The following is a 22,251-nucleotide window of genomic DNA, read 5'->3' as shown; positions in this document are numbered from 1 at the left end:
GCCAGCACCCTGTTCAACCAGTGGATCGCTGATCCTGGTACTGGCAGGGCCACGCATACTGGAGCCCATGAGCGGCGTGAACCACGAAGAGCGCGTGAGCACCACCGGTACCGGCGGTGACCCGGCGGACCGGGTCGGCGACCCGGGGCGGGCCCTCGGCGGCTTCCTGCGCGCCCGGCGAGGGCGCGTCGCGCCGGAGCACGTAGGGCTCACCGGCGGGCGGCGCCGACGGGTGCGCGGGCTGCGCCGCGAGGAGCTGGCCCAGCTCGCGGGCATCAGTGTGGACTACTACGTCCGGCTCGAACAGGGCCGCGCCACCCAGCCGTCCACCGAGGTCCTCGACGCGCTCGCCCGCGCCCTCGGGCTCGACGCGGCCGAGCGCACCCACCTCGTCACCCTGGCCGACGCCCGGCGCGGCCCCGCGCCCAGCATCCCGGCCAGCCCCCTGCTGCGCGGCGTCCTCGACTCCCTCGCGCACTTCCCGGTCTTCGCGACGAACCCCCGCCTGGACGTGGTCGCCTGGAACCCGCTGGGCGCCGAACTGCTCGGCGGGCTCGCCGAGCCGGGCCGCCGCGACCCGAACAACGCGCGGTTCCTCTTCTTCGACCCCGCGTCCCGTGACGTCTTCCCCGACTGGGAGCCGCGGGCCGCGGAGGCCGTGGGCCAGCTGCGCGCCGCCGCCGGGCGCTACCCCGACGACGCGGCACTCCGCGCGCTCATCGCCGAACTGGCCGAGGGCAGCGACGACTTCCGGCGCATCTGGGACAGCGGCGTGGTCGTCATGTGCGGGGCGGGCCGCAAACGCCTGCGCCATCCGGTGGCCGGCCTGGTCACGCTGGACTTCGAGCCGCTGCACGTACCGGCCGCTCCCGAGGAGACGGGCATCGTGGTGCACGTCTTCAGCGCCGGGGACGACCAAGAGGCCGCAGCCGCCCTGACCCGCCTCGGGGACTACGTGTCGAGCCGGGAGAGGTAGGCCTCCGCGCCGGACGGGTCCATCAGCCAGTCGCGGTAAGTGAGCGGATCGGCATAGCCGTTGGCGAAGCGGTGGGCGGTCTCGGGGTGGTCGAAGGCGGCCCCGACGGCGCGCCGTACGTGCTCGGGCTGCGGGTCCCGCAGCATCAGGTCGGTGAAGGCGTGCGTGTGCCGGGCGTTCTCCCAGTACACGGCGAACGTCTCCCGCATCCACGGCTCGTCGAAGGGGCGCCCGCCCCGCTCGACGATGGCGTCGAGGTAACAGGCCGCCGCCCGGGCCGCGTTGTTCGCGCCCTGCCCGGTGATGGGATCGTGGACGGTGATTGCGTCCGCCATGCCGAGGACGCGCAGGTCACCGTCCACGCGTGCCACCGGATGGCGGACCACGGGCGTGACCGCGCCGTACAGGGCGGCACCCGGGTCGGTCGGCTCGGCGTCGCGGAACCGCGCGTACTCCCAGGGCGCGTACGTCCGCAGCAGGCCGAGCGCCCGCCGAAGGCCGGCGGCGGGTTCCGGCCGGTCGCCCCAGCAGTCGTAGGCGCCGCCCCAGCGGCCCTCGAACAGCAGGATGTCGCAGGGCCCGCCGACCGTGAGCGCCCGCAGCATGATCACGTCGCCGGTCGGCGGCACCCCCGTGTTGCGTACGTACGCGGCGGCCGGGTCGTCGGCGTCGTGGCGGCCGCCACGCACGTAGAAGCAGGCGAGGGAGCGCTGCGGCCGGTCGAAGATCGACCGGGCGTCGTCGCGGCCGAAGAGCGCGGACAGGCCGCTCCGGCCGGTGGCGAGCACGGTCAGCTCGTGCGCGGCGGCGAGCGCGGCCACCTCTGCGGGGCCGACGGAGCGGTACTCGACGCGGCCGCCGCGCTCCTCGAACAGCTCCAGCCAGGCCGCGAGCTTGACCCGCTGGTCCACGGAGCGCACCTCGGCGTCGAAGGGCGCGCTGAACCGCCGCACCGGTGCGTCCGGTCGGCCCTCCGGGTCCCAGTTGCTCAGCTCGAACCCCGGCATCACGGGGGTGTCGTCGTCCCAGAAGGCGAGGCCCGCCGCCCGCTCGAGCGCCAGCGCGGGCCCGAACATGAGCTGGGTCGAGGTGACCCGGCCGCCGCGCACCTCGTCCGGCCGCCGCTCGGCGACGAGCGTGACGTCGTACCCGGCCCCGAGGAGCCCGAGGCCGAGCTGCAGCCCGGCCTGCCCGGCTCCCACGATCGCGATCCTGCGCACCTGTTCCTCCTGCCCGATCGGCCCGCCACGGCTCAGTCGTACCCGTCGGAGTACCGGCGAAAGCCGGTTGTGAAGCGGTGAGCGGTGGGGGATCGTCTGTGACCATGGAATTCTTCTGCTACCACCGTGACAGGGTCGGCTCCCTGGCCCTGCGCGCGGAACTCGTCGAGGAGCACTGGTCCTACATGGACCGGTACGACAAGGAGCTGATCGCCCGCGGCCCGACCTTCGCGGGCGACGGCGACACACCCAGCGGCAGCGTCCACATCGTCGACCTGCCCGACCCCGCCGCCGCGCGCGCCTTCGCCTTCGACGAGCCGAACTACCAGGCGGGCGTGTACCGGGACGTCCTGCTGCGGCGCTGGCGCAATCTGCTGGGCCGCACGATGTGGGACCACCCCGGCGGCCCCGCCGACGGCAACCGCTACCTGGTCCTGGGCCTGGGCCCCGCCCCCGGCCCGACGCCCGCGGCCCCGCCCGCGGACGACGATCTGATCGCTTTCGGCCCCCTCCTGTCCGACGACGCCACCACCTGGCTGGGCACGGCGGCCCTGGTGCGATCGCCGGATCCGCGGACGGCCGGGGAGGTCCTGAGGCCGGTTCGGTACGCGGACGTCGAAGTGCACGACTGGGAGTTCGGGGGACGCCGCTGAGGCCCGCCGTGCTCCGGTCATCCGCGCGGTGAGAGGCGGTCCTCCAACGCCCGGGGCAGCGGGTAGACCCGCTCTGCGGGGAGCAGTCGCTGGGCCTTGGCGGCATGCCCGGTCTGTACGAGTGCGGCGGCCTTGCGGACCTGGGGGGTGAGGTCGGTGAGGGAGACGATCCAGTCGTCGGTGAACGTACGGATCAGCTGGCGGCCGACGCCGACCTGGATGCTGTAGTGGTTCAGCGCCGCTCCGCGCGCCGAGCGCTCCGGGTCCCACTGGACGTGCACGGCCGCCTGTCCCACGGCCGCCGGATCCGAGGTCGTCAGGACGGCCCGGGACAGGGCCTCCTCCCAGCCCTCACGGCTGATCCGCACCGCCAGGACGCGCTCCTGCCCCGGCTTGCGGGCCCAGTTGCTGCGGTGCATCAGCCACAGGAAGGAGGGCTTGATCCACGTCATCCGGTGGAACGAGAACGGCGCGACGAAGCGGCCCGCCCGCAGCGCCGCGTCCGCGATGGCGGGCGAGTACGCCTGGTAGACGACGATCGTGCGGGCGTCGTGGTCGGCACGGATCTGGTACTGGGATGACATGTGCCGCACCCTGTCATCCGCCCGGTCGGCGCTGCGAGTCATTTTCCGCCTACGGAACGGGACTGGTGAGCCCCTCCGGCACGGCGGACCGCGGCGCGACGGGCGACGGGGGCGTGAACCGGGAGACCCGGTGGCCGACCGGCACCGGATCGCGGGGGACGGCGCGGCGGGTGGGGTCCGGGGTGCCCACATAGAGCCAGCCGATGATGCGTTCGTGGGGTGCGAGGTCCAGCAGGAGGCGGGGGCCCGCCGAGTCGACCGACGGGCCGGTGCGCCACATGCTGCCGAAGCCGCGGTCGTGGAGCAGGAGCATCAGCGAGTTGACCATGGCGCTGCTGGCGGCCAGTTGCTCCCAGTCCGGCACGCGGTGGTTGCGCCGGGGGACGAGCACCAGGGTGGCGAGGAGCGGGGCGCGCAGGGGTTTGCGCGCCTCGCGCCGGACCGCCTCCGGGTCGGCGGCGCCGGACGCGAAGGCCGCGCCGAGCGCCGCCCGGCTGTCGCCGCGCACGAGGATCCACCGCCAGGGGCGGAGGTGGCCGTGATCGGGCGCGGTCGCGGCCCAGCCGAGCAGATCGACGAACTCCTCGTCGCTCGGGGCGGGTTCGATCAGACGGTGCTGACTGCGGCGCGTGCGTATCGCGGCTTCCAACTCCATCAGCGCTCGCTCCTCATCGTGGTTCGGCGTCCCTTCGCCGGTGACGGGGTGCCGGTGCCCTTCCGGCCGTGCGGGCGGCGGCTCAGGCGCACCGCGGCGGCAGCCAGAACGACCGCACCGTCCGCACCGCCGCGAGCCGGTCCCGCGCCATGCTGATCGCGGCGGCGGCCGTGCTGATCCGCAGGTGGTGGGCCCGGTTGAAGATCTCCGCGAGCCGCTCGGGGATGAGTTCGGCGCGCTGCCTGACCCGGTTCATGTCGTGGCCCGCGGGATGCAGCTCGTCGACCACCTGGATCAGACCGAGCGCGTTGATGACGAAGTCCGGCGCGTACAGGACGCCGCGGGCCGCGAGCCGGTCCGCGACCGTCGGCGCGGCGAGCTGGTTGTTGGCCCCGCCCGCGACGATCCGGCAGCGGAGCCGGTCCACGAGGTCGGCGTCGATGACGTTGCCGATCGCGTTCGGGCTGAGGACGTCCACGTCGAGCAGATAGAGCTTCTCCCGGCTGACGACCTCCGCCCCGCAGGCGCGGGCCACCCGCTCGGCCTTCTCCTGGTCGATGTCGGCCACCCAGAGACGGGCGCCGTCCTCGGCCAGGAGCGTCGCGAGCCGGGCCCCCACCTTGCCGACGCCGTCGATGGCGACGTGGCGGCCCTCCAGGCTCTCGCTGTCGTCGAGGTGCCGCAGACACGCCCGGATGCCGAGGCTCACGCCGTACGCGGTCATCGCGCCCGACTCGCCGGAGCCGCCCTCCGCGGCGTCGAGGCCGCGGATCCACTGGGACTCCTTCCGCATGACCCGCAGGTCGGCGGTGGTGATGCCCATGTCGCAGGCGGCGATGAACCGGCCGGAAAGGCTCTCGACCGCCTGCCCGAACGCGCGGAGCATCGGCTCGGACTTCTCCACGCCCGCGCCACCGAAGATGACCGCTTTCCCGCCCCCGATGTCGAGCCCCGCGCAGGCCGCTTTGTACGTCATGGCGCGCGAGAGGCGCAACGCGTCGCTGATCGCCTGGTCTTCGTCCCGGTAGGGAAGGAAGCGGACGCCGCCGAGCGCGGGGCCCAACAGCGTCGAATGAATGGCGATGACGCACCGGAGCCCGCCGGGACCGGTACTGAAAAGCACTTGCTCATGGCCGTCTATTTCGTCGAACACACTCATGACCCACCCCAGAATCCCGTCCTGTGACGGCCGGACCGGCGGCCCCGCCGCAGGCGTGAACCGCCGGCCCGGCCGTCAGGGAACTATTCGGCCGGCTGCAGTCCGGACGAGAGAAGTGCGGCGTCCAGGACGTCCCACAGCGCGCACAGTGATTCCAGGAAGTCCTCCACGCCCTGCGCGATCTGGTCGCTGTTGGACGCGTCCATGACGGTCGAGACGGCCTGGATGACATTCGCTTCGTGCTGCTGCTCGGCACCGCAGTCGCCCCAGTGCTCCGCCATGTAATGCATTTCCGGCTCTTCGAGGTCGGTCTTGTAGTGACCGGAGTCGATGAGGGCGCGCTTCTCGCCGGGGATCAGGGACTGGTTGGAGATGATCTCCAATGCGAGCGCCGTGCCCAGATTGCGGACGGTGGTGTCGGCGTCGGAGGCGAACCGGCGCTTGAACACCGAGATGGCGGCCGTCGCCTGAGCGGTCAGACCGGTCTCCCGGTCGTACCCGGGCAGGGCGGCGAGCAGCCGGTCCGACGACGTCTTGAGCCAGGCCTCGACCCGCTCGGTGTCGTACACGTCGTCGAAGACCGGGGTGCCGGTGCGATTGACGATGTGGCCCGCCATGGTCGCGAGTTCGGGGCCGTGTCCGGACTCGCTGTCGACGATCTCCTCGATGAGGACGGCCTGCTCGTCCCAGCCGATGCCGCGCAGGGCGGTCGGGAACTCGCCGCCGGGGCGGGTGGAGGCGCAGAACGACTGCACCTGGTGGAAGAGCGCGCCCGAGACCTCGGCGGACGGGGGCCGCGCGGCCCAGTGGTCGTAGAGGGGGTGGTGGAAGACGCGGTGCGTCTTGATCCGGTCGATCAGCGTGTCGGTCGTCGTCATCGATTCCTACTCCGGTGAGGTGGTGGGGCCGCGGGGAAGCGGATCGCGCCGGGGGGGCGGAGCGGGCCGACGCCGCTCAGGCGAACTGCAGCTGGGAGGGGTCGACCTTGGGCACGGAGAAGCCGATCTTCTCGATGTGCTGCGCGATCGCGGTCTTGTAGAGCTCGCGCAGCTCGCCGTTGTCGTGCTGGCGCAGACCCCACTTGACGGCGAGGCGGCCGCGGCGGGAGTCGGGCCGCCCGAACATGTCGAGCGCCATCGGGTAGAACTTGTCGAGCGCCTTCTGCGCCCGGTCGCGGGCCTGGCCGCCCGCGTCGTACGCCTCCTGCATCAGGCGCTTGCCGTAGCCGAAGTGCCGGGCCTCCTCCTTGAGGATCGCGTCGGCCTCGACGCGCAGCGGCCCGTAGGTGCTCGTGGTCATCTCCTTGATCTGGAAGTGACCTTCGAGTTCGCACAGGAAGCTGAACGCGGCGCGCTCCTCCCAGACGGTGATCCGGGTGGTCATGCTCTCGGCCGGGAAGTAACGCCGGTCCGCCACGGCCTGGTTCACCATGTGCGAGGTGTCGATGCCGAGCGGATTGAGCAGTTTGGCGAAGCGCCGGAAATGGTCGACCTCTTCCATGCCGAACTTGAGACACACATAGCGTTCGTCGGCATTGGGCGCGAGCGGATAGAACGAATCGACGTAGGTGTCGCCCGCGCTCAGCTCGCCCTCGCCATTGGCGAGCATCTGATGTGTCAGTACCTCGTGGTATTCCTCGGGGAGTTCACCGACACTCTCCAAGTTTACAGTCTCCGAAAAGACGTCTCCCATACGAATCTCCTCCGGGTAGCCGAGAAATGGAGACTATCCGGCCGACTCGCGAGGTCGACAGGCCACGATGGGGCCACATCACCGGGGTCCGATGGGGGTATTCCGATGGCTCTTTGGTGGTACTCGGAGGCCTTCCGGAACTCAGGCTCCGGCCCGCTGCGGCGGCCGGATGTAGGTGAGGGTGTGGTGGGAGACGAGCTTGCCCGCGGTGTCGGTCGTCTCCGCGGTGCCGTAGACGATCAGACGGCCGGGCCTGACGACGGTGGACTCGCAGAGGAGATCGGTGCGGGCCGGGCCGAGGAAGCTCGTCGTCATCTGCTGGGTGACGGACGGGTCGTCCTCGCCGAACAGCGACATGATCGCGATCCAGCAGGTCACGTCGGCGAGCGTCATGGCGCAGCCGCCCTGCAGGACGCCGCCGGGGCGGAAGAGCTCGGGACGCTGGGGCAGCGAGACCTTGGCGTGCCCCTTGGCGACGGCTTCCACCTTGAATCCCCACCAGGGGCCGAAGGGGCTGTTATCGAGGACAGCTTGGGCCGCGTCGACATCCATCATCGAAGGAACATAGCATCGTTCGGTATGTCGCCGCGCAGATCCAACGCAGAGCGGACCGAGACCACCAAGGCCCAACTAGTCCGTACGGCACGCCAGTTGTTCGGTGAGCGGGGGTACGCCGCGACGACCATCGCGGAGGTCGCCGGGAGCGCCGGGCTCACGACCGGTGCGCTGTACCACCACTGGCCGGGCAAGGAGGCGCTGCTGGTGGACGTGGTGCACGACATCCATCGGGAGCTCGCCGTACGGATCCGGTCCGCCGGGGCGGCCCGTGACATCGAAGGCGTCCGTGACGTCGAGGACGAGCCGGTCCGTGTCCTGCTGCGGTCCGGATTGGAGTTCCTCGGTTTCTGCGCCGATCCCGCCGCCGCCCGGCTGCTCCTGCTGGACGCGCCCGCGGTCCTCGGCTACGAGCGGTGGCGCCGGATCGACGAGCAGTGGTGGCTGTCGTCGACGATCCGCTTGGTGGAGCGGGCCCTCTCCGCGCGGGGCGGGCCCGGCCTCGACGCGTCCGACAGGGACGCCGCCGGATGCCGTCGGCTCGCGCTCGTGCTGCTCGGCGCCCTGACCTGTCTCGGCCATGAGGTCGCGATGACGGGCGCCGCGACGGTGGGCGACGCGGGGCGGACCTATGAAGTGCTGCTCAGATCGCTTCTCTGCTGACCCCGCGGGGCGCGGCCGTGCGCCGTCAGATCCAGCGGGCCGAGGCGGGACACGAGGAGCGCCGCTTCCACCCGGCTGGAGGCCGATAACTTGTTCATCGCGCGATGGACGTGTTTCTTCACCGTGTTCTCGGCGATGTGCAGGGCCGAACCTATCTGTTTGTTCGTCATGCCGCCTGCGAGAAGGCGCAGTACGTCGCTCTCCCGTGAGGTGAGGGTCGACATGGCTCCCGATGTCACCGGCGTCGTCGGATAGCCGTCGCTGATGTCGCGGATTCGTTCGCGCGGGAAGAGATAGGCGGCGCAGCCGCGGTCGACCAGGGCTATCACGCTGGCGAATTCCTCCTGCAGGATCTCCAGGGCCATGAATCCGGCGGCCTTGGCCCGTAACGCGTCCTGGACGGTGACGGCGGAGTCATGGCACCACAGGACGATGATCGAGACGTGCGCCCCGATGACATGGGCGAGGCGGCGAAGGCCTTCCCCCGAGAGTCTGCGGAGATTGAGCAGCACGACATCGGGGTCCAGGCAGTCGACGGCGGCCAGCACACCGGCCACGTCCTGCGCCACGCCGACCACGTCGAGTCCGGGAGCTTCCCTGCTCATCGCCACGAGACCGGACCGGGTCACGACGCGGTCATCGGCGATCAGCAGTCGTATCTGAGCCATGTGCGGCGTCCTTTTCCCCCGTATGGCCGTCTGGGGCCTCTGTGGAGGCCGGGCGTCAGATACGGCCACAAGATCGATTGAGGTCAGCTGGTGCCGACCTGTCAATGAGTCGCGATTGCCGTTGTTTTCGATGGGAAAAGCGGCAATGCGGGCCACTTCCATGAACCGTCGGCATAGCGCAGTTCTTCACGGCATCGGGGCGATCAATGCTGAACCGGTGCGGAGCAGGTGCGAAGCGCCACAGCGAAGGTTCGTGTGCGGGTTGTCCGCCGCGGGCCCTCGCTGATCTGAGTTTTCGTGCCGGTATCCCGCCGTGCGGGCCAATCCGGCTTCGCTATGGCCAACGGGGAAAATCGGCCATGCGCGTGAGCGCCTCCGTCGCGCCCAAGATGCCACCCCTCGGCCGGACGTCAGGCTCACGGCGAGCGTACAACACGCTTACCTTCGTGGGGAGATAAGAAGGAGATATTCCGCATTTGGCCATGGAGAGTGGCACCCGGTTCGAATCGGTCATTCCTTGCCTGCGCGCGCCCTACGGTGTAGTCCTCTCGCCGGAGCGTCGGAGGGGGCGCTCCGGTGTGCCGGGGCGGTGCGGAAGGGGCTGGGCCGTGCGCGAGCAAGAGATCTCTCCGAGGCCCGCGGGGTCGCACCGCCGCGCGGTGGCCGTGGCGGTCGCGGTCGGCCTGCTGGTGGGTGGGGCCGGGGGACTGGGCGCGCACCTGCTGTGGCCCGGCGACGCCGAGGGCTCCGGTGGCGAAAGGCGGGCGAAGCCGTCGGCTGCCGCCACGCCCGGCTCCAGGGCCGAGCCCGTCCGGGCCGCGATGGTGGCCCAGCGGCGGGTCGGCGTCGGTGTCGTCGCCCGGGAGGGCGGCGATCCCGACTTCTTCACCGGCCAGGCCCGCCTCGATCTGCGTGACGGCGCCACGGCCCGGGCGGCGACCCACGTCCTGTACGACATGGGCGAAGGCCACACCTGGTACCCGCCGGAGATCGTGCTGATCGGCAACCGTGCCGTCATCACCCCCGCCAAGGAGATGACCGGCCCCGAGTACGGCCCGGCGGGCTCGTACCGCACCGAGTCCGACGCGACCGCCGCCGCGGCGGACGACGTCGCGGTCCGCAACGCCCTGGAAGCCCGGTGGCTGGCCCAGCCCGCGCATCTCGTGGCGCTCCTCGACGGCGCCACCGCATTGAGCACGGCACGCGCGGGCGGCGTCCGCACGCTCACCGGCAGCACGCCGTTGCGCACGCTCGCCGCGGATCCGGCCATCGGCCGTCTCTACCGCCCGTACGCGGCCGACCGCCGTGACGGCGCCGTCCGCTTCACGCTCGTGGTGACCGCGCGCGATCTGCCCGAGTCCCTGAGCACCGAGGTGCCCTCGGGGTCCGGGGACGACACCTTCCGTGTGGAGTACCGGGACTGGGCGAAGGGCGGGGCGATCACCGCGCGGCCGGGCCCCACCCCTGCACCCCAGTGGACCGCCACCGACTAGCTGCCCGCGCCGCCCTGCTGTCGGCGTACCATCTCGGCGATCCAGACGGGGGCGTACGGGGAGGTGCACCCCGGCGACGTCGGGTAGTCCTTGAGCACGCCCAGACGCTCACCGATGTCGATCGCGTGGGCCCGGTGGTCGGGGTGCTCGATGCCGATCTGGGCCAGGCAGTGGTTCATCGCCCACTGCAGGCGCTCGGGGGCGTCCTTCATCCGCGCCTCGATGACGTCGAGGAGCCCCGCGAGGTCGAGGCCCGCGGGCTTTTTCGCCACGCGTTCGGTGGTCAGCGCCCAGCCGGCGCTCGCGACCACGGGGTCGGGATCGGCGGACCAGGCCAGGCGCAGCTCTTCGGCGTGCGGGCTCTTCTTCACCCCGTAGTTCACCAGCCAGTCGTGCACCTTGGGCGTGCGCGCCTCGCGCAGCATGGTGTCCAGCTCGTCGCGGGTGAACGTCTTCGGGCGGCAGATCAGGAGCGCGAGCAGCCTCGCCGCGGTGTCGTCCGTGGCCCAGAGCCGGACCGCGAGGTCGTGCTGGGTCCTGAGCCGCTTCGCGACGGCGCGCAGCTTGCTGAGGTTCACACCGTGGTCGTCGCCGTGCTTCTCGTTCACCGCGCGTGCCTTCGGGTCCTCGAGTCCGGCCAGTTCGGCCATCACCTCGGCGACCGTCGTCCCGGTCGGTGTCGTCTCGCCCACCTCGGCCTCCTGTCCTTCACCCGCGGCCTTCAGGCTATGCCGGAAGACCGCGGGCGGCCTGCGGCGGCCGCCACACGCGGCCGAATCCGCATCTTTCCCAGCGCCCGCCGACGGTGCAGGGTGGTCCCCGGCAGCCGCCGTCACTGATTGACCTCACTTCGATCACAGGTACTTCACACCCAGTGGTGTGGCTTCTGTCAGCTGGAGCTCCGCCCGCGCCGCGGCGGCTGGAAGGCCTCGGCCGCGAGCGAGTGACCTGAACCTCCGTGCGGGGCGCGTTCGCCTCCCCCCCCCGGCCGAACGCGCCCCCACGGACCCTTCGCCCCTACGGGCCTTCCGCCCCGAGGATCCGTCCCCCGGGCCCGCAACTCGTCCCCGAACGAGTGAGGTTGCGAGCGGCAAACGGTGCCTTCCGGTATGCCTTGCGGCGGCAATACCGCCCCCCCACCTCCCGAAAGGCCAGTCATGCGCGTCCGCCTCGCCCTCGGTGCCGCCGCGAACACCCTGCTCATCGCGGGCCTCGCCGCCGCCACTCCCGCCCACGCGGGCCGGTTCGACGACCTGACCGTCAACGGCACCGGCACGGTCGCCGCCGACGGCACCATCGCGCTCTCCGGTACGTACCGCTGCCTGCCCGACGGCACCCCCGGCCCGGTGTTCGTCAGCAGCACCCTCGTCCAGGGCGACGAGTCCACCGGCATCGGCGGCACCGCAGCGGTCTGCGACGGCCAGGTCCGCGAGTGGACGAACACCAGCAAGGGCACCGGCTCCCACTACGAGCGCGGTGAGGCCACCGTGCGGGCCCACCTGATGAAGCTGTCCACCAAGAGCGGCCTGCCGATGCCGCAGCCGCTCGCCCACGAGGAGGCGCGGGTCGAGCTGAGCTGACCGGGGCGTACGGCGACGACCGGCGTCGTGACGGCGGCCCGGCTCCACGGGGGAGCCGGGCCGGCCCGGGCTACTGCCTTCCGCCCACGAGCCGGCCGGCCAAGTACCGCTGGAACTGCCACAGCGGGCGCTCCAGATGCGAGAACCGTCCGCCGGACGGGGCCGGTTCGGTGGCCAGGCCGCGCTGGACGCCGCGGATGGCCACCAGGTCCTCCTCCTGGATCAGCTCCAGCTGCTGCCGCGAGGCCGCCACATAGGCCGCGTAACCCGGCTGGTCGACGGCCGCGGGCGGCACGAGGACGGTCACGAGCGCGTCATGGCTCGTCGGCCCCGTGGGGATCCAGCGCAGATACGTGACGCTGTCCGGCACGAGCGCGAGGGCGAGGTTCGGGAAGACGCCCGCGACCGTCATCCCGGACAACTGCCGCGCGCCGAGCCCGGGGATGAGCGTGCCGGCCTGCGGGACGCCGTCCGCGTCCGGCTCCAGGGACGGATCGGCGGCGAACGGTGTGAACATGCTGAAGCCGCGCCCGTCGCACTCCTCGACGACGGTGTCCTTGCCGGGTACGACCGGCTCCAGGGTGGCGGCGTGCGTGCCCATGTGGTGGTAGTTCTCCGAGCCGTTCTCGAAGGCCACCTTCCAGTTCGCCGGGACGTTCTCCCAGCGTGCCGTGTACGCGACGACGAGGTCCGCGAGGCGGTACGGCGCGAGCACGGCGTCGAGCCGGGTGAGCTGCGGTCCGAGCGCCGGTGCGTCGGGGGCGGCGCTGACCATGAGCAGCCCGTTCCACACCTCCAGGCGGTGTCGGGGCAGCCGGCACGCGGCGCGGTCGAAGTCGACCCTGTTCATCAGGGGCGCCCCGGCCAGCTGCCCGACGTACTCGCCGTTCAGGCGGTACGTCCACGTGTGGTACGGGCAGGTGAGGCGCTTCAGCGTGCCCTGTTCGGGCGTGGTCTCGGGCGGCAGCACGTCCATGAAGCGATGCCGGCACACCCGGGAGAGCGCGTGCAGGTCACCGCTCTCGTCCCGCGTGATCACCAGGGGTTCGCCGAGGACGTCCGTACGCAGATAGTCACCGGGCCCCGTGACCTGGCTGACGTGGCCGACGCACAGCCAGTCGCCCCGGAAGACGCGCTCCTGTTCGAGGTCGTGGAAGTGCTCGCTGGTGTAGGCCCGGGCCGGGAGGGTCTCGCCGCGCTCCAGCGGCAGCGTCGCGACGCGCGCCAGTTCGTCGAGGAGGGAGGAAAGTCCGTCGTGCTGCATGAGGGGTCACCGCCTTGTCTGGGGGATCACTTTCATGCTCGGCCGACGGGTGGGGCATCGGATCGACGCCGGGGACGACATCCGGGTACGTCCTTCGAATGACCGGCCCGTCGCCGCCACGGGCACCGAGACGGAGGCCGTGCTCGTCGGGGGAGGACGGCGACCGCGCTGACCTGCGCGGCGGCCGCACGCGCCGCACGGCCCCGAAAAGCCCTCGGGCCGCGCGGAGGGCCGGTCGGCCCCTGTCGCGGCCGGGCGCGGGGGAGTAGGACCGGAGGCATGGCGAGGTGCGCGCCCGAGGTCGGCGGCACCGTCGGGGCCACGGCTCCCTCGCGGCCTCCGACGGTTGTCGCCCGGGGCGTCCCGTACGGACGCGATGCCGACGGGACGGCGGCCGTCACCGGGGGTGGTGGCGGCCGCGTGCGTCCGCAGGCGCACTCGACCTGCGGACGCACCCCTCCACGGGTACTCAGGTGGCGTGGATTCCCTGATGGGCTCTGTACCCGGGGGCTTTCCGTCCGCTGCGGGTACCCGGCACCTGTACCGCCATGCCAAGTTCCCGCCGTGGCGGCGGGCACGGGCCGGGACGCCGCTGGCGGAGGGCTACGCCTGCTCCAGCTGCGCGTGGGTGCGGGCGCCGGAGAAGGCGACCGCCGCGTGGGAGGCCAGCAGCCAGCCCGCCAGCTCGCCGGCCTCGGTGAACGCGCCGGTCTCGCGGGGCGTAGGCGGGCCGGCGCGGCTGCTCCCGGCTGAGGTCCGTGATGCGGAAGACCCGGGAGCCCAGGGAGCTGCGGGCGGCGTCGAAGCACGGGCCTTCCCGCATCCGCTCCTGCAACCGGTCACTGTCGACGACCCGTGGGTGGCTGGCGGCGAGCGTCTGCACGCTCTTGCCGTGCAGCACCAGGATGCCCGCCGCGTCGCAGCCTCCACCAGCTCCGTCGCCGACGCGGTGACGCGCCGCAGGGTGGCGTCGACCGACGTCTGCGCCAGAAGGTCCCGCGCCATCGCGGCCATGTGCTGTGCGAACCGGGCCCAGTCCATGCCGCCCTCCGCGTCAAGGCCACGTTCCGGAGGGACGTGTACCCGGGTTCTCCGCGAGGTCACCGGCGCGGGCGCGAGGTGTGCGCCACTGGCGGCCCGCCGCGCCGAGGGTGTCGGCCGTCATGCCGGGCGGGGCCGCGTCACGGCCGCCAGTACAGCGCGGGGTCGGGGTGGTCGGTGAATCCGAGAGCGCGGTAGAGGGGTTCGCCGTCGTGGGAGGCGTGCAGGTCGACGCGGGCGGCTCCCCGCTCGCGGAACCAGTCGAGCAGGCCGTGCATGATCGCGCGGCTGTGACCGCGCCGCCGGTGGGCGGGGTCGGTGACCACGCCGATGACGAGCCCGATCCGGCCGTTGCGCAGATGCGGGCCCGGCAGCCGCTGCTCGATGGTGCCGATGCCGCAGGCGGCGAGCCCGCCGTCGCTGTCCACGACCAGGACGCGCACGGCGTCCGAACCCAGCTGCTCCTTGAGGACCGTGGCGAGTGCGTGCCGCCACTCCTCGTCCCCCGACGAGGGGTTGAAGAACTCGCCGCCCAGGTCCTCGAACAGCAGCGCCCGCAGGCGCACGAGCTCCGGGACGTCGTCCTCCACTGCCTGACGTATACGCGACATGTAATGACCCTAAGTCTGGATGAACTCTTACGGCAAGGGTGGTGCCGCCGGCAGTGGATCAGTCCAGGAACGTCGTCACGGTGGTCACGAAGCGCTGTGCGTCGTCGAGCCACGGGTGGTGTCCCGCGCCGGGCTGCGTCACCATCTCGGCGCGCGGGAAAAGGGCGGCGAGTTCGGCCATGGCCGGGGGCGGGGAGTTGAGGTCGACCTCCCCGGCGAGCAGCAGGACCGGTGCGGTGAAGTGGGCGAGGGCGGCGCGGGTCTCGGCCGGGCGGAAGGCGCCCTCCGCGCCGAAGGCCCGGACGACCTCGCTGTTCTTCTGCTCCGCGTCGGCGGCCTGCAGCGCCTGCGCGGCCTCGTCCCAACGGCCGTGCAGGAAGGGGGCGACAGCCTCCCAGGAGCCGTCCGTCGCGCGGCCCGCCGTGATCGCCTCCAGGGCCGCGTACGCCTCGGGGAACCAGGGCTCGTCGGCGCGCAGCCGCGCGGTCCGCAGGCGTACGTCCGCGCTGATCTCGATGCCGACGGCCAGGACGCTCGGCGTGATCAGGGTGAGGGTGTCGACGCGGTCCGGGTGTTCGCTCGCGTACTGGATCGCCACGTTCGCGCCCGCGCAGTGCGCGAGCAGGTCCATGCTCGCCAGGCCGAGGTGCTCGCGCAGGGCCTCGACGTCGGCGACGAGCCGGTCGCAGCGGCAGGTGCCGAGGTCCGCCGGGACCTCCGACCGGCCCGTGCCGCGCAGGTCGAGCATGATCAGTCGGCGGTGCGCGGAGAGGCCCCCGAGATCGCCGAGGTAGACGGAGTCGCGCATGCCGCCGGGCAGACAGACCAGTGGCGGCCCGTCGCCGGACACGTGGTAAGCGATCTTGGTTCCGTCGTACGAGGAGAACGTGGGCATGGCCGCGACCTTGTCACCGGTGTGCGTGCCGGGCAAGCGGATTCGCCGCTGGTGTCGGCGCTGGTGCCGCAGGTGAGCTTGGACGTGAGGCCGACGCCCGCCCGCCTCGCTACCGTGGCGCCGAGCATTCGGACAGGCCCTTGGGGGGACCGTGACTGACCATGCGCATGGGGCGCGACTGCGGGACTACGCGCTCAAGGTGCTGCACGAGTGGCAGTTGGCGCCGACCTGGCAGCCCGGTCTGCAACTGCGTGCCGCGTCCTTGAGCAACGCCCGCGACTACGCGGGGCGCTTCCTCCTGGAGCTGCTGCAGAACGCCCACGACGCGCACCCCAAGGACCGCGGCGACGGCCGGGTGCACGTGCTGCTGGATGAGGACGAAGGCGAGGCGGGCACGCTCTACGTCGCCAACGGCGGCACCCCGTTCACCTGGTCCCGCGTGGAGGCCGTGTGCAAGTTCGCCCGCAGCGACAAGGCGATCGGGGAGGGCATCGGCAACAAGGGAGTGGGGTTCCGCAGCGTCCTGCAGATCACCGAGGCGCCGGAGATCTACAGTGCCGCGTCGGAGGGGCGGGGGCCCGGCCCGCTGGACGGCTACTGCTTCCGCTTCGCCCGGCGCGGCGACCTGGTGGAGCTGCTCCAGGACGAGGCGACGGCGCGCAAGGCCCACGGCGAACTCCCGCCGTTCCAGGTGCCGTTCCCCGTCACGGAGGTGCCCGGCGCCTGTGCCGAGCTCGCCGCCCTGGGGTACGTCACCGTGGTCCGCCTCCCGCTGCGCGGCGCGGCCGCCCTCGACGAGGTGCGGCTGCGCCTTCGCGAACTCGCCGAGGCCAAGGCGCCGGTCATGCTCTTCCTCGACCGGCTCGCCCGCCTGACGCTGGAGTGGCGGGCCGAAGGCGAGGTGCGGCAGGTCCATGAACTCGCCCGCGCCGAGGAGCCGTTCGCCGTCCGGGCGGAGGAGCCCGTCGAGCCCGGGGCCCGGCCGCCCCGCCCCGCCGACGGCGGCGCCGACGTCGCCCTCGCCCAGGTCGGCCTCGCGGGAACCGGGGAGTTCCTTCTCGCCCGCGGGCTCGTGGCACCGGAGCGGCTGCGGCGCACCGTCGCCGAGGCGACAGGCCTCGGTCTCCTCGACGACGCCTGGCTGGAGTGGAGCGAACCCGCCGTCATCGAGATCGCCGTCCCGCTCGCCGCGGGCAAGGCGCGCCGCGGTCGGACCTACACGTTCCTGCCGCTGGGCGACGGCGCGGCCGCGCCCCTCGCCGCCCACGTCAACGCGCCCTTCTTCACCAAGATGGACCGGACGGGCCTCGACGCCGAACACCCTCTGAACGCCATGCTGTTCGACGCGCTCGCCGAGACCTGCCTCGCCGCCGCCGAGCGCCTGCGCGCCGCGGGCGACGCGCGCCTGCGCCGCATCGCCGTGGACCTGGTGAGCTGGGAGACCGGCAAGCGCAAGGCCGGTCTCCTGGTCACCGCGGCCCGGCGCGTGCACGGCCGCGAACTGGCCGACGTACCGCTCGTCCCCGTACTCGCCGCCGACGGCGCGCCCCCGCACACCGCCTGGGCCGCGCCCCGGCACGCCGTCCTGTGGCCGGAGCACGACCTGGCCGTCCTCACCGCGCGGCGCGCCCACGACGCCGGTGCCGTGGTCGCGGACCCCGACGCCGGCGGCGAGCGGCTCAAGCGCCTCGCCTCCGTCTGCAAGGCCCTCGGCTGCCCCTGGGAGCCCGCGCCGGAAGCCCTCGCCGCACACGTGGAGCGCATGATCGCCACGCTTCCGCTGCCCGGCCCCGGCGACCCGGTGGAGATCTGGGACGACGTGTACGACGACATGGCGGCCCTGTTCCAGGACGACGGCACCGTCCTGCGCGGACGGCGGCTGCTCCTGGCCGACGACGGGACGCTGCGGCACGCCAACGGCGAGGCGCGGCCGGACGGCAGGGGCGGGCGGCGGGCCCGCCGCGAGGCCTTCTTCCAGCCGGTCCGCGGCGACCTGGGCGGCGACGGCGACGCCCTGTCGGTCCCCGCCGTGCTCGGCAAGCGCCTCTTCTCCCTGCACCCGGGCCTGACCTGGACCGACAGGGAGCGGCACATCCGCCGCCAGCCCGCCCGCTTCTTCCTCGAACACGCCGGTCTGGTACGGCCCTTCGACGTGAAGGGCCTCCTGGAACACGTGCGCCGCGCCCTCGCCGAGAGCAAGGACCGCAAGCTGCGCGACCAGGCGCTCCGCTTCGTCTTCCGGCTGTGGCGCGCACGGCGCGCGACGAGCGGGATGGCCGTCGGCAGTCTCGGCCTCTACGTGCCCTCCGCCGAGGGGGCGCCGATCCGGGCGGGCCAGGCCGTCCTCGGCCGGGGCTGGGACGGCGCCTGCGGGGACGACCTCGTCGTCGTGGTGGAGGCCGGCCAGGAGGCGTCACCGAGCCTCAAACGGCTCGCCAGACGGCTGACCGCCCCGCCGGAGGCGTTCCTCAGGCGCGGTGAGAGCGCCCAGGAGTGGCGCGAGTTCCTCCTCGAAGCGGGCGTCAGCGAGGGCCTTTCGCCGGTGTACGCGACCAAGGCCGTACGCCGCGAGTACGGCCAGGACCTGGTCACGTCCCGCCTGGTGCGGATGGCGAGCGTGCCGCCGGGCGTGGCCGCCCAGTGGGAGCCGCACGTCGCCCGCCCGTCCTCCGGCGCCTGGTACCCGCAGACGCCCTACGAGGGCAGTCCCGCGTTCTGGCTGCCGGGGCAGGAGGTCGTCGGACGGCTCGGCGAGAGCGCCCGCCTGGCGTACGCGCGCCTGGTCCTGCGCGGCCTCGCCGACTGGACCGACCGGTACTTCACCAGTACGTGGACCAGCGCGGGCAGCCGCAGGGACGACCGGGAGCGGGTGCGGACCCCGCTGGCCGCCTTCCTCAGGGAGCAGCCGTGGCTGCCGGTGCGCGGACGCGGCAGGACCGTGCGGTTCGTGCGCCCCGCCGACGCCTGGTACTGCCCGCCGGGACTCGACGAGGAACCGCTGTACGCACCGGGCGTCGACCGCCGCGTACGCCCCCTCATCGAGCCCCAGCAGACCGGCGTACGGATGCGCTCCCTCGGGCTTCCGACGTGGGACGACCCCCGGGACAGCGCCCGGCTCGTCGCCGCGCTCGGACGGCTCGTCGCCGACGGCGAGGTCGGCGGCGACGACCGGCCCGCCGCACAGCGCGCCAACGAACGCGCCTGGAAGCACCTCGTCGAGCAGGCGTCCCGCGAACTGCCGGGCGATGCGCGCGTCCTCGCCGAGGCGGGGGAGCGGCTGATCGCGGTGCGCCTTTCCGACCTCGGGGGCTCGTCCCCGGGCGCCGAGAGGCCGGAAGCCGACGCGGACCGCCCGGACTCCGTGCTGTACGTCAGCGGTGAGCGCGAGAGCCTCACCGCGCGGCTCGTACGGGAGATGGGACGGCCGCTGCTCGTCGTACCCGGTGTCGCGGCGGAGGCCGCCGCTCGCCTCGGCCGCGGCCGCGCGGACGCGGTCCGGCACGTCGACGACGCCGCGTTCTCCGTGACCGTGGACGGCGAACTCGTGAACGCCGCGGCCCTCGGCGAGCCCCTGGTCGAGGAACTGCCCTGGCTCACCCTCGCGGTCGGCGTGCTCGCCGACCACGTGGCGGAAGGACCCCGGCCGAGCGACGCCGAACTGGCCGGGCTGACCGCCGCGGTCCGCCGCGTGCGCCTGCACCGCTACCGCACCTGGGAGATCGCCCTCGACGGCAGGCCGGTCACCATGCCGGGGCGGCTCGGCGGGGTCCTGCCCCTGCCCGACGCCAAGCATCCCCTGCTCCTCACCCGGGACGCCGAGCCGGGCTGGGCCGAGACGGCCCGGCTCGCGCCCGCCCTCGCGGATCTGCTCGGGCACCGCGACTTCGGCATCCGGCTGCGCCTCGCCGCCCTCCACCTCGCCTCCTGCCACGCCGATCCGCGCACGCCCGCGCCCGACGAACTCGCCGACGCCCTCGGCGTCACGCGCTCCCAGGTCGACGAGACGAGCCGGCGCGTCGACGGAGCCGTCGGCGGGGTCCTGGAGCGCTGCTTCCCCCTCCTCGTCCATCTGCTCGGCCCCGCCGCGGCGCAGGACCTGACCGTGCCGCCGCCCCGCGACACCAGGGAGTTCCAGACCGCGCTCGACGGCTGTGCCGACGAACTTCCGCTGCCGCCCGAGGAGTTCGTCCGCCTGGCGCGCACGGCCCGGGACCTGGACGAGCTGCGGCTCCTGCTTGACATCGACTTCGCCGCCCTGAACGACACCCTGCGCACGCTGCCGGGCCCCGGCCCCGTCAGCCACGCCGAGGCCCACGAGGAGGCGGTGCGCGGCCATCTGGACCTGCACCGCAAGGCCCTCGTGAACCGGCTGCGCTGGGCCGCCCTCGACGCCTTCGACGCGTGCGAGCCCCTGCCGGCCTGGCCGGCGCTGCGCTCCCTGGACTGGATCACGGCCCCGGAGGCATGGGCGTACACCGTGGACACCGCCGAACCGCCGCTGATCGAGGCCCACGTGGAGGAACAGCTCGCCCTGCGGCTCGGCGCGCCCGCTCCCCGCGAGGGCGAACACCTGCCTCCGGTCGACCAGGTCCGCAGCGGCAACCGCCGCGCCGTCGTCGGGGCCGTCGCGGACCTCGTCGCCCTGGTCGAGGCGGCCGGGCACCCGCTGCCCGAACCCCTGGCCGCGGCGAACCCGGCCGAGGCCGTCACCGACCGGCTCGACGCGTCCGGAGCACTGGACTTCCGCCTCCTCGCGCCGGACGACGTCGTCGGCCGGCTCGCCGCGCTCGGCCACTGGCCGGACGGCATGCCCGCGACCGTCGCCCTCGACGCCCACGGGCTCACCGCGGCCGCCCTGGACCGGGTGCGGAACGCGGCGGAGCACGAACGCCGTGAGCGGGAGCGCCGCAGCCGCACCCTCTCCGTCGGCGGCAGGGACATCGACCTGCGCACGGACGACCTCACCGACCTGACCGCCACGCTCCAGCGCGCCCTGGACCGGGACGGGATCCCCGGCCTCGGCGGCGGCCGCGTCGCCTTCACCCGGCCCCAGGAGCTGCCCCCGGCGCGCCGCCCGTCCGGCGGCGGCCGCCGCGGCACCGCGGGCCGCCGGGGCGGCGCGGACGCCGGGCTCTCCCCGGCCCAGCGCGACGCCATCGGCTACATGGGGGAGTGGTACGCCTACCACTGGCTGTGCCGGGGCTACCCCGAGGCCGCGGACGAGACGAGCTGGGTGTCCACGAACCGCCGCAGGCTCTTCCCGGGGTCCGCGGGCGACGACGGCCTCGGCTACGACTTCGAAGTCGGCTCCGGCAAGCGGCCCTTGATGTTCGAGGTGAAGGCGACCCAGGGCGACGGCGGCCGGCTGGACCTCGGCGAGAGCGAGGTCCGCGCGGCCCAGCGGCACGCGGGCAACGACCGCTGGCGGCTCCTCGTGGTCACCTGCGTCCTGGAGCCGGAGCGCGTGGGCGTCCGCATGCTCCCGAACCCCTTCGGCAGGCGCGGTCGCGGCCGCTACCGGGAAGAGGGCGGCGCCCTGCGCTTCTCGTACCGGTGGTGATCGGCGTCGCGGAGGCTTCTTTAGTACATATGTCTTGAAGTTCGCCCGGCCTGAGCGGGTCGGTGAAACTTCCACTTCTTGAGCCGGTTCGTGCGCCGACCAGGGGCTTTGCGGTGGGTGATGTGCGCGCAATGTCCGTATTGCGCTGATGTCTGAGTCGTTGTACAGTACGTATGTACCACTCATTCGGGGGCTCTCCCCGAGGTCCTGCCCCCAGCGAAAGGCTCGTCATGAAGATCGCAGTTCTCGGTACCGGCGGCGGTGCCCGTGAGCACACCGCCAAGCTCGTCGAGCTCGGCCACGAGGTGTTCGTCGGCACCCGCGACCCGGAGGCCACCCTGGCCCGCACCGAGCCCGACATGATGGGCAACGCGCCCTACGGCCAGTGGCTCGCCGACCACCCCGGTGTCACCCTGCTGAGCTTCGGCGACGCCGCCGCGGCCGCCGGCGAAGTCGTCATCAACGGCATCGACGGGCACAACGCCGTCGCCGCCTTGACGGGCATCGCCACCAGCCTGAGCGGCAAGACCCTCATCGACTACGCCGTGCCGTTCGTCTACCAGCACGAGGCCGAGCACCCCTGGCCCACGCCGTGGGGCGTCATGCCGAAGCTCGACCCCTGCGACACCGACAGCCTCGGCGAGCGGATCCAGCGCGCCCTGCCGGAGGCGAAGGTCGTCAAGAGCTTCGTCACCCAGGAGCAGTCCACCGTCGTCAACCCGAAGGCCGTCGGCGACGGCGACCACACCATGTTCGTCGCCTCCGACCACGACGACGCCAAGCGGACCGTCACCGAGCTGCTCCAGTCCTACGGCTGGACCGACATCCTCGACCTCGGCCCGCTCGTCTGCTCGCGCGGCATGGAGATGTACGCCCACATGCACTCGGCCATCGGCTTCGGGCTCGGCCAGCAGTTCGGCGGCCACTTCGGCGTCAAGGTCGTGCGCTGAGCGGCCCGCCGCCGACGCGACACGACCAGAAA

The 22,251-nt window shown here is 72.8% G+C and carries 19 protein-coding genes and 1 pseudogene; 7 read left to right on the top strand and 13 right to left on the bottom strand.

Annotation, left to right across the window (positions count from 1 at the left end):
• Positions 1 to 67: 67 nt before the first annotated feature.
• Positions 68 to 976, top strand: coding sequence for a helix-turn-helix domain-containing protein (locus tag CP982_RS04220; protein WP_150509227.1), 909 nt, complete (start codon positions 68 to 70; stop codon positions 974 to 976).
• On the opposite strand, the gene CP982_RS04215 is transcribed toward CP982_RS04220, so the two are convergent.
• On the bottom strand, positions 952 to 2,196 hold the full coding sequence (locus tag CP982_RS04215; RefSeq protein ID WP_150509226.1) for a styrene monooxygenase/indole monooxygenase family protein: 1,245 nt from the start codon (positions 2,194 to 2,196) through the stop codon (positions 952 to 954). The two genes, CP982_RS04220 and CP982_RS04215, sit on opposite strands and share 25 nt — an antisense overlap.
• A 104-nt stretch (positions 2,197 to 2,300) precedes the next feature.
• On the opposite strand from CP982_RS04215, the gene CP982_RS04210 reads away from it, so the two are divergent.
• Positions 2,301 to 2,849 (top strand): YciI family protein, encoded by a 549-nt coding sequence (locus tag CP982_RS04210; protein WP_150515301.1) that lies wholly within the window; start codon positions 2,301 to 2,303, stop codon positions 2,847 to 2,849.
• Between the two features lie 17 nt (positions 2,850 to 2,866).
• Here CP982_RS04210 and CP982_RS04205 read toward each other — a convergent pair whose 3' ends face one another.
• The 6 genes from CP982_RS04205 to CP982_RS04180 form a co-directional block, all read right to left on the bottom strand.
• Positions 2,867 to 3,433, bottom strand: a complete 567-nt coding sequence (locus tag CP982_RS04205) for a DUF4291 domain-containing protein (protein ID WP_150509225.1) — start codon at positions 3,431 to 3,433, stop codon at positions 2,867 to 2,869.
• A 49-nt stretch (positions 3,434 to 3,482) separates the two neighbouring features.
• Positions 3,483 to 4,088 carry a nitroreductase family protein gene (locus CP982_RS04200; RefSeq protein WP_150509224.1) on the bottom strand — a complete coding sequence of 202 codons (606 nt, stop codon included), beginning with the start codon at positions 4,086 to 4,088 and terminating at the stop codon, positions 3,483 to 3,485.
• Positions 4,089 to 4,170: 82 nt separating this feature from the next.
• Positions 4,171 to 5,247, bottom strand: a complete 1,077-nt coding sequence (locus tag CP982_RS04195) for a Leu/Phe/Val dehydrogenase (protein WP_150509223.1) — start codon at positions 5,245 to 5,247, stop codon at positions 4,171 to 4,173.
• 83 nt (positions 5,248 to 5,330) lie between these two features.
• Positions 5,331 to 6,125, bottom strand: a complete 795-nt coding sequence (locus CP982_RS04190) for a hypothetical protein (RefSeq protein WP_150509222.1) — start codon at positions 6,123 to 6,125, stop codon at positions 5,331 to 5,333.
• A gap of 76 nt (positions 6,126 to 6,201) precedes the next feature.
• Positions 6,202 to 6,909, bottom strand: coding sequence for a Phenylacetic acid catabolic protein (locus CP982_RS04185; protein WP_229878842.1), 708 nt, complete (start codon positions 6,907 to 6,909; stop codon positions 6,202 to 6,204).
• 171 nt (positions 6,910 to 7,080) lie between these two features.
• Entirely contained in the window at positions 7,081 to 7,494 is a 414-nt protein-coding gene (locus CP982_RS04180) for a PaaI family thioesterase (RefSeq protein WP_229878841.1), read from the bottom strand.
• Between the two features lie 24 nt (positions 7,495 to 7,518).
• Here CP982_RS04180 and CP982_RS04175 point away from each other — a divergent pair, with 24 nt between their 5' ends.
• Positions 7,519 to 8,157 (top strand): TetR/AcrR family transcriptional regulator, encoded by a 639-nt coding sequence (locus CP982_RS04175; RefSeq protein WP_150509220.1) that lies wholly within the window; start codon positions 7,519 to 7,521, stop codon positions 8,155 to 8,157.
• Here the strand turns inward: CP982_RS04175 and CP982_RS04170 are convergent.
• Positions 8,124 to 8,825, bottom strand: a complete 702-nt coding sequence (locus tag CP982_RS04170) for a LuxR C-terminal-related transcriptional regulator (protein WP_170316352.1) — start codon at positions 8,823 to 8,825, stop codon at positions 8,124 to 8,126. The two genes, CP982_RS04175 and CP982_RS04170, sit on opposite strands and share 34 nt — an antisense overlap.
• Before the next feature lie 608 nt (positions 8,826 to 9,433).
• Between CP982_RS04170 and CP982_RS04165 the strand changes: the two genes are divergently transcribed.
• Positions 9,434 to 10,318, top strand: coding sequence for a hypothetical protein (locus CP982_RS04165; protein ID WP_150509218.1), 885 nt, complete (start codon positions 9,434 to 9,436; stop codon positions 10,316 to 10,318).
• On the opposite strand, the gene CP982_RS04160 is transcribed toward CP982_RS04165, so the two are convergent.
• Positions 10,315 to 10,968, bottom strand: coding sequence for a DNA alkylation repair protein (locus tag CP982_RS04160; protein ID WP_212669224.1), 654 nt, complete (start codon positions 10,966 to 10,968; stop codon positions 10,315 to 10,317). The genes CP982_RS04165 and CP982_RS04160 overlap by 4 nt on opposite strands.
• A gap of 507 nt (positions 10,969 to 11,475) precedes the next feature.
• Here CP982_RS04160 and CP982_RS04155 point away from each other — a divergent pair.
• Positions 11,476 to 11,898, top strand: coding sequence for a DUF6299 family protein (locus CP982_RS04155; protein ID WP_150509216.1), 423 nt, complete (start codon positions 11,476 to 11,478; stop codon positions 11,896 to 11,898).
• 70 nt (positions 11,899 to 11,968) lie between these two features.
• On the opposite strand, the gene CP982_RS04150 is transcribed toward CP982_RS04155, so the two are convergent.
• The 4 genes and pseudogenes from CP982_RS04150 to CP982_RS04135 form a co-directional block, all read right to left on the bottom strand.
• Complete coding sequence (locus CP982_RS04150; protein ID WP_150509215.1) at positions 11,969 to 13,162, bottom strand: aromatic ring-hydroxylating oxygenase subunit alpha; 1,194 nt, start codon at positions 13,160 to 13,162, stop codon at positions 11,969 to 11,971.
• A 606-nt stretch (positions 13,163 to 13,768) separates the two neighbouring features.
• A pseudogene (locus tag CP982_RS42395) lies at positions 13,769 to 14,203 on the bottom strand (GAF domain-containing protein); the annotation flags it as partial.
• Between the two features lie 140 nt (positions 14,204 to 14,343).
• A complete protein-coding gene (locus CP982_RS04140; protein ID WP_150509214.1) occupies positions 14,344 to 14,814 on the bottom strand; it encodes a GNAT family N-acetyltransferase in 471 nt (156 codons plus the stop codon).
• Between the two features lie 58 nt (positions 14,815 to 14,872).
• Positions 14,873 to 15,709, bottom strand: coding sequence for an alpha/beta fold hydrolase (locus CP982_RS04135; protein ID WP_150509213.1), 837 nt, complete (start codon positions 15,707 to 15,709; stop codon positions 14,873 to 14,875).
• 151 nt (positions 15,710 to 15,860) lie between these two features.
• Between CP982_RS04135 and CP982_RS04130 the strand changes: the two genes are divergently transcribed.
• Positions 15,861 to 21,269, top strand: coding sequence for a sacsin N-terminal ATP-binding-like domain-containing protein (locus CP982_RS04130; RefSeq protein ID WP_150509212.1), 5,409 nt, complete (start codon positions 15,861 to 15,863; stop codon positions 21,267 to 21,269).
• Positions 21,270 to 21,499: 230 nt separating this feature from the next.
• Entirely contained in the window at positions 21,500 to 22,219 is a 720-nt protein-coding gene (locus CP982_RS04125; protein WP_150509211.1) for an NADPH-dependent F420 reductase, read from the top strand.
• Positions 22,220 to 22,251: the final 32 nt, after the last annotated feature.

It is taken from the genome of Streptomyces spectabilis (assembly GCF_008704795.1).
In the GTDB taxonomy this organism is placed as follows: Bacteria; Actinomycetota; Actinomycetes; order Streptomycetales; family Streptomycetaceae; genus Streptomyces; species Streptomyces spectabilis.
This window is presented reverse-complemented; position numbering and strand designations above follow the sequence as displayed.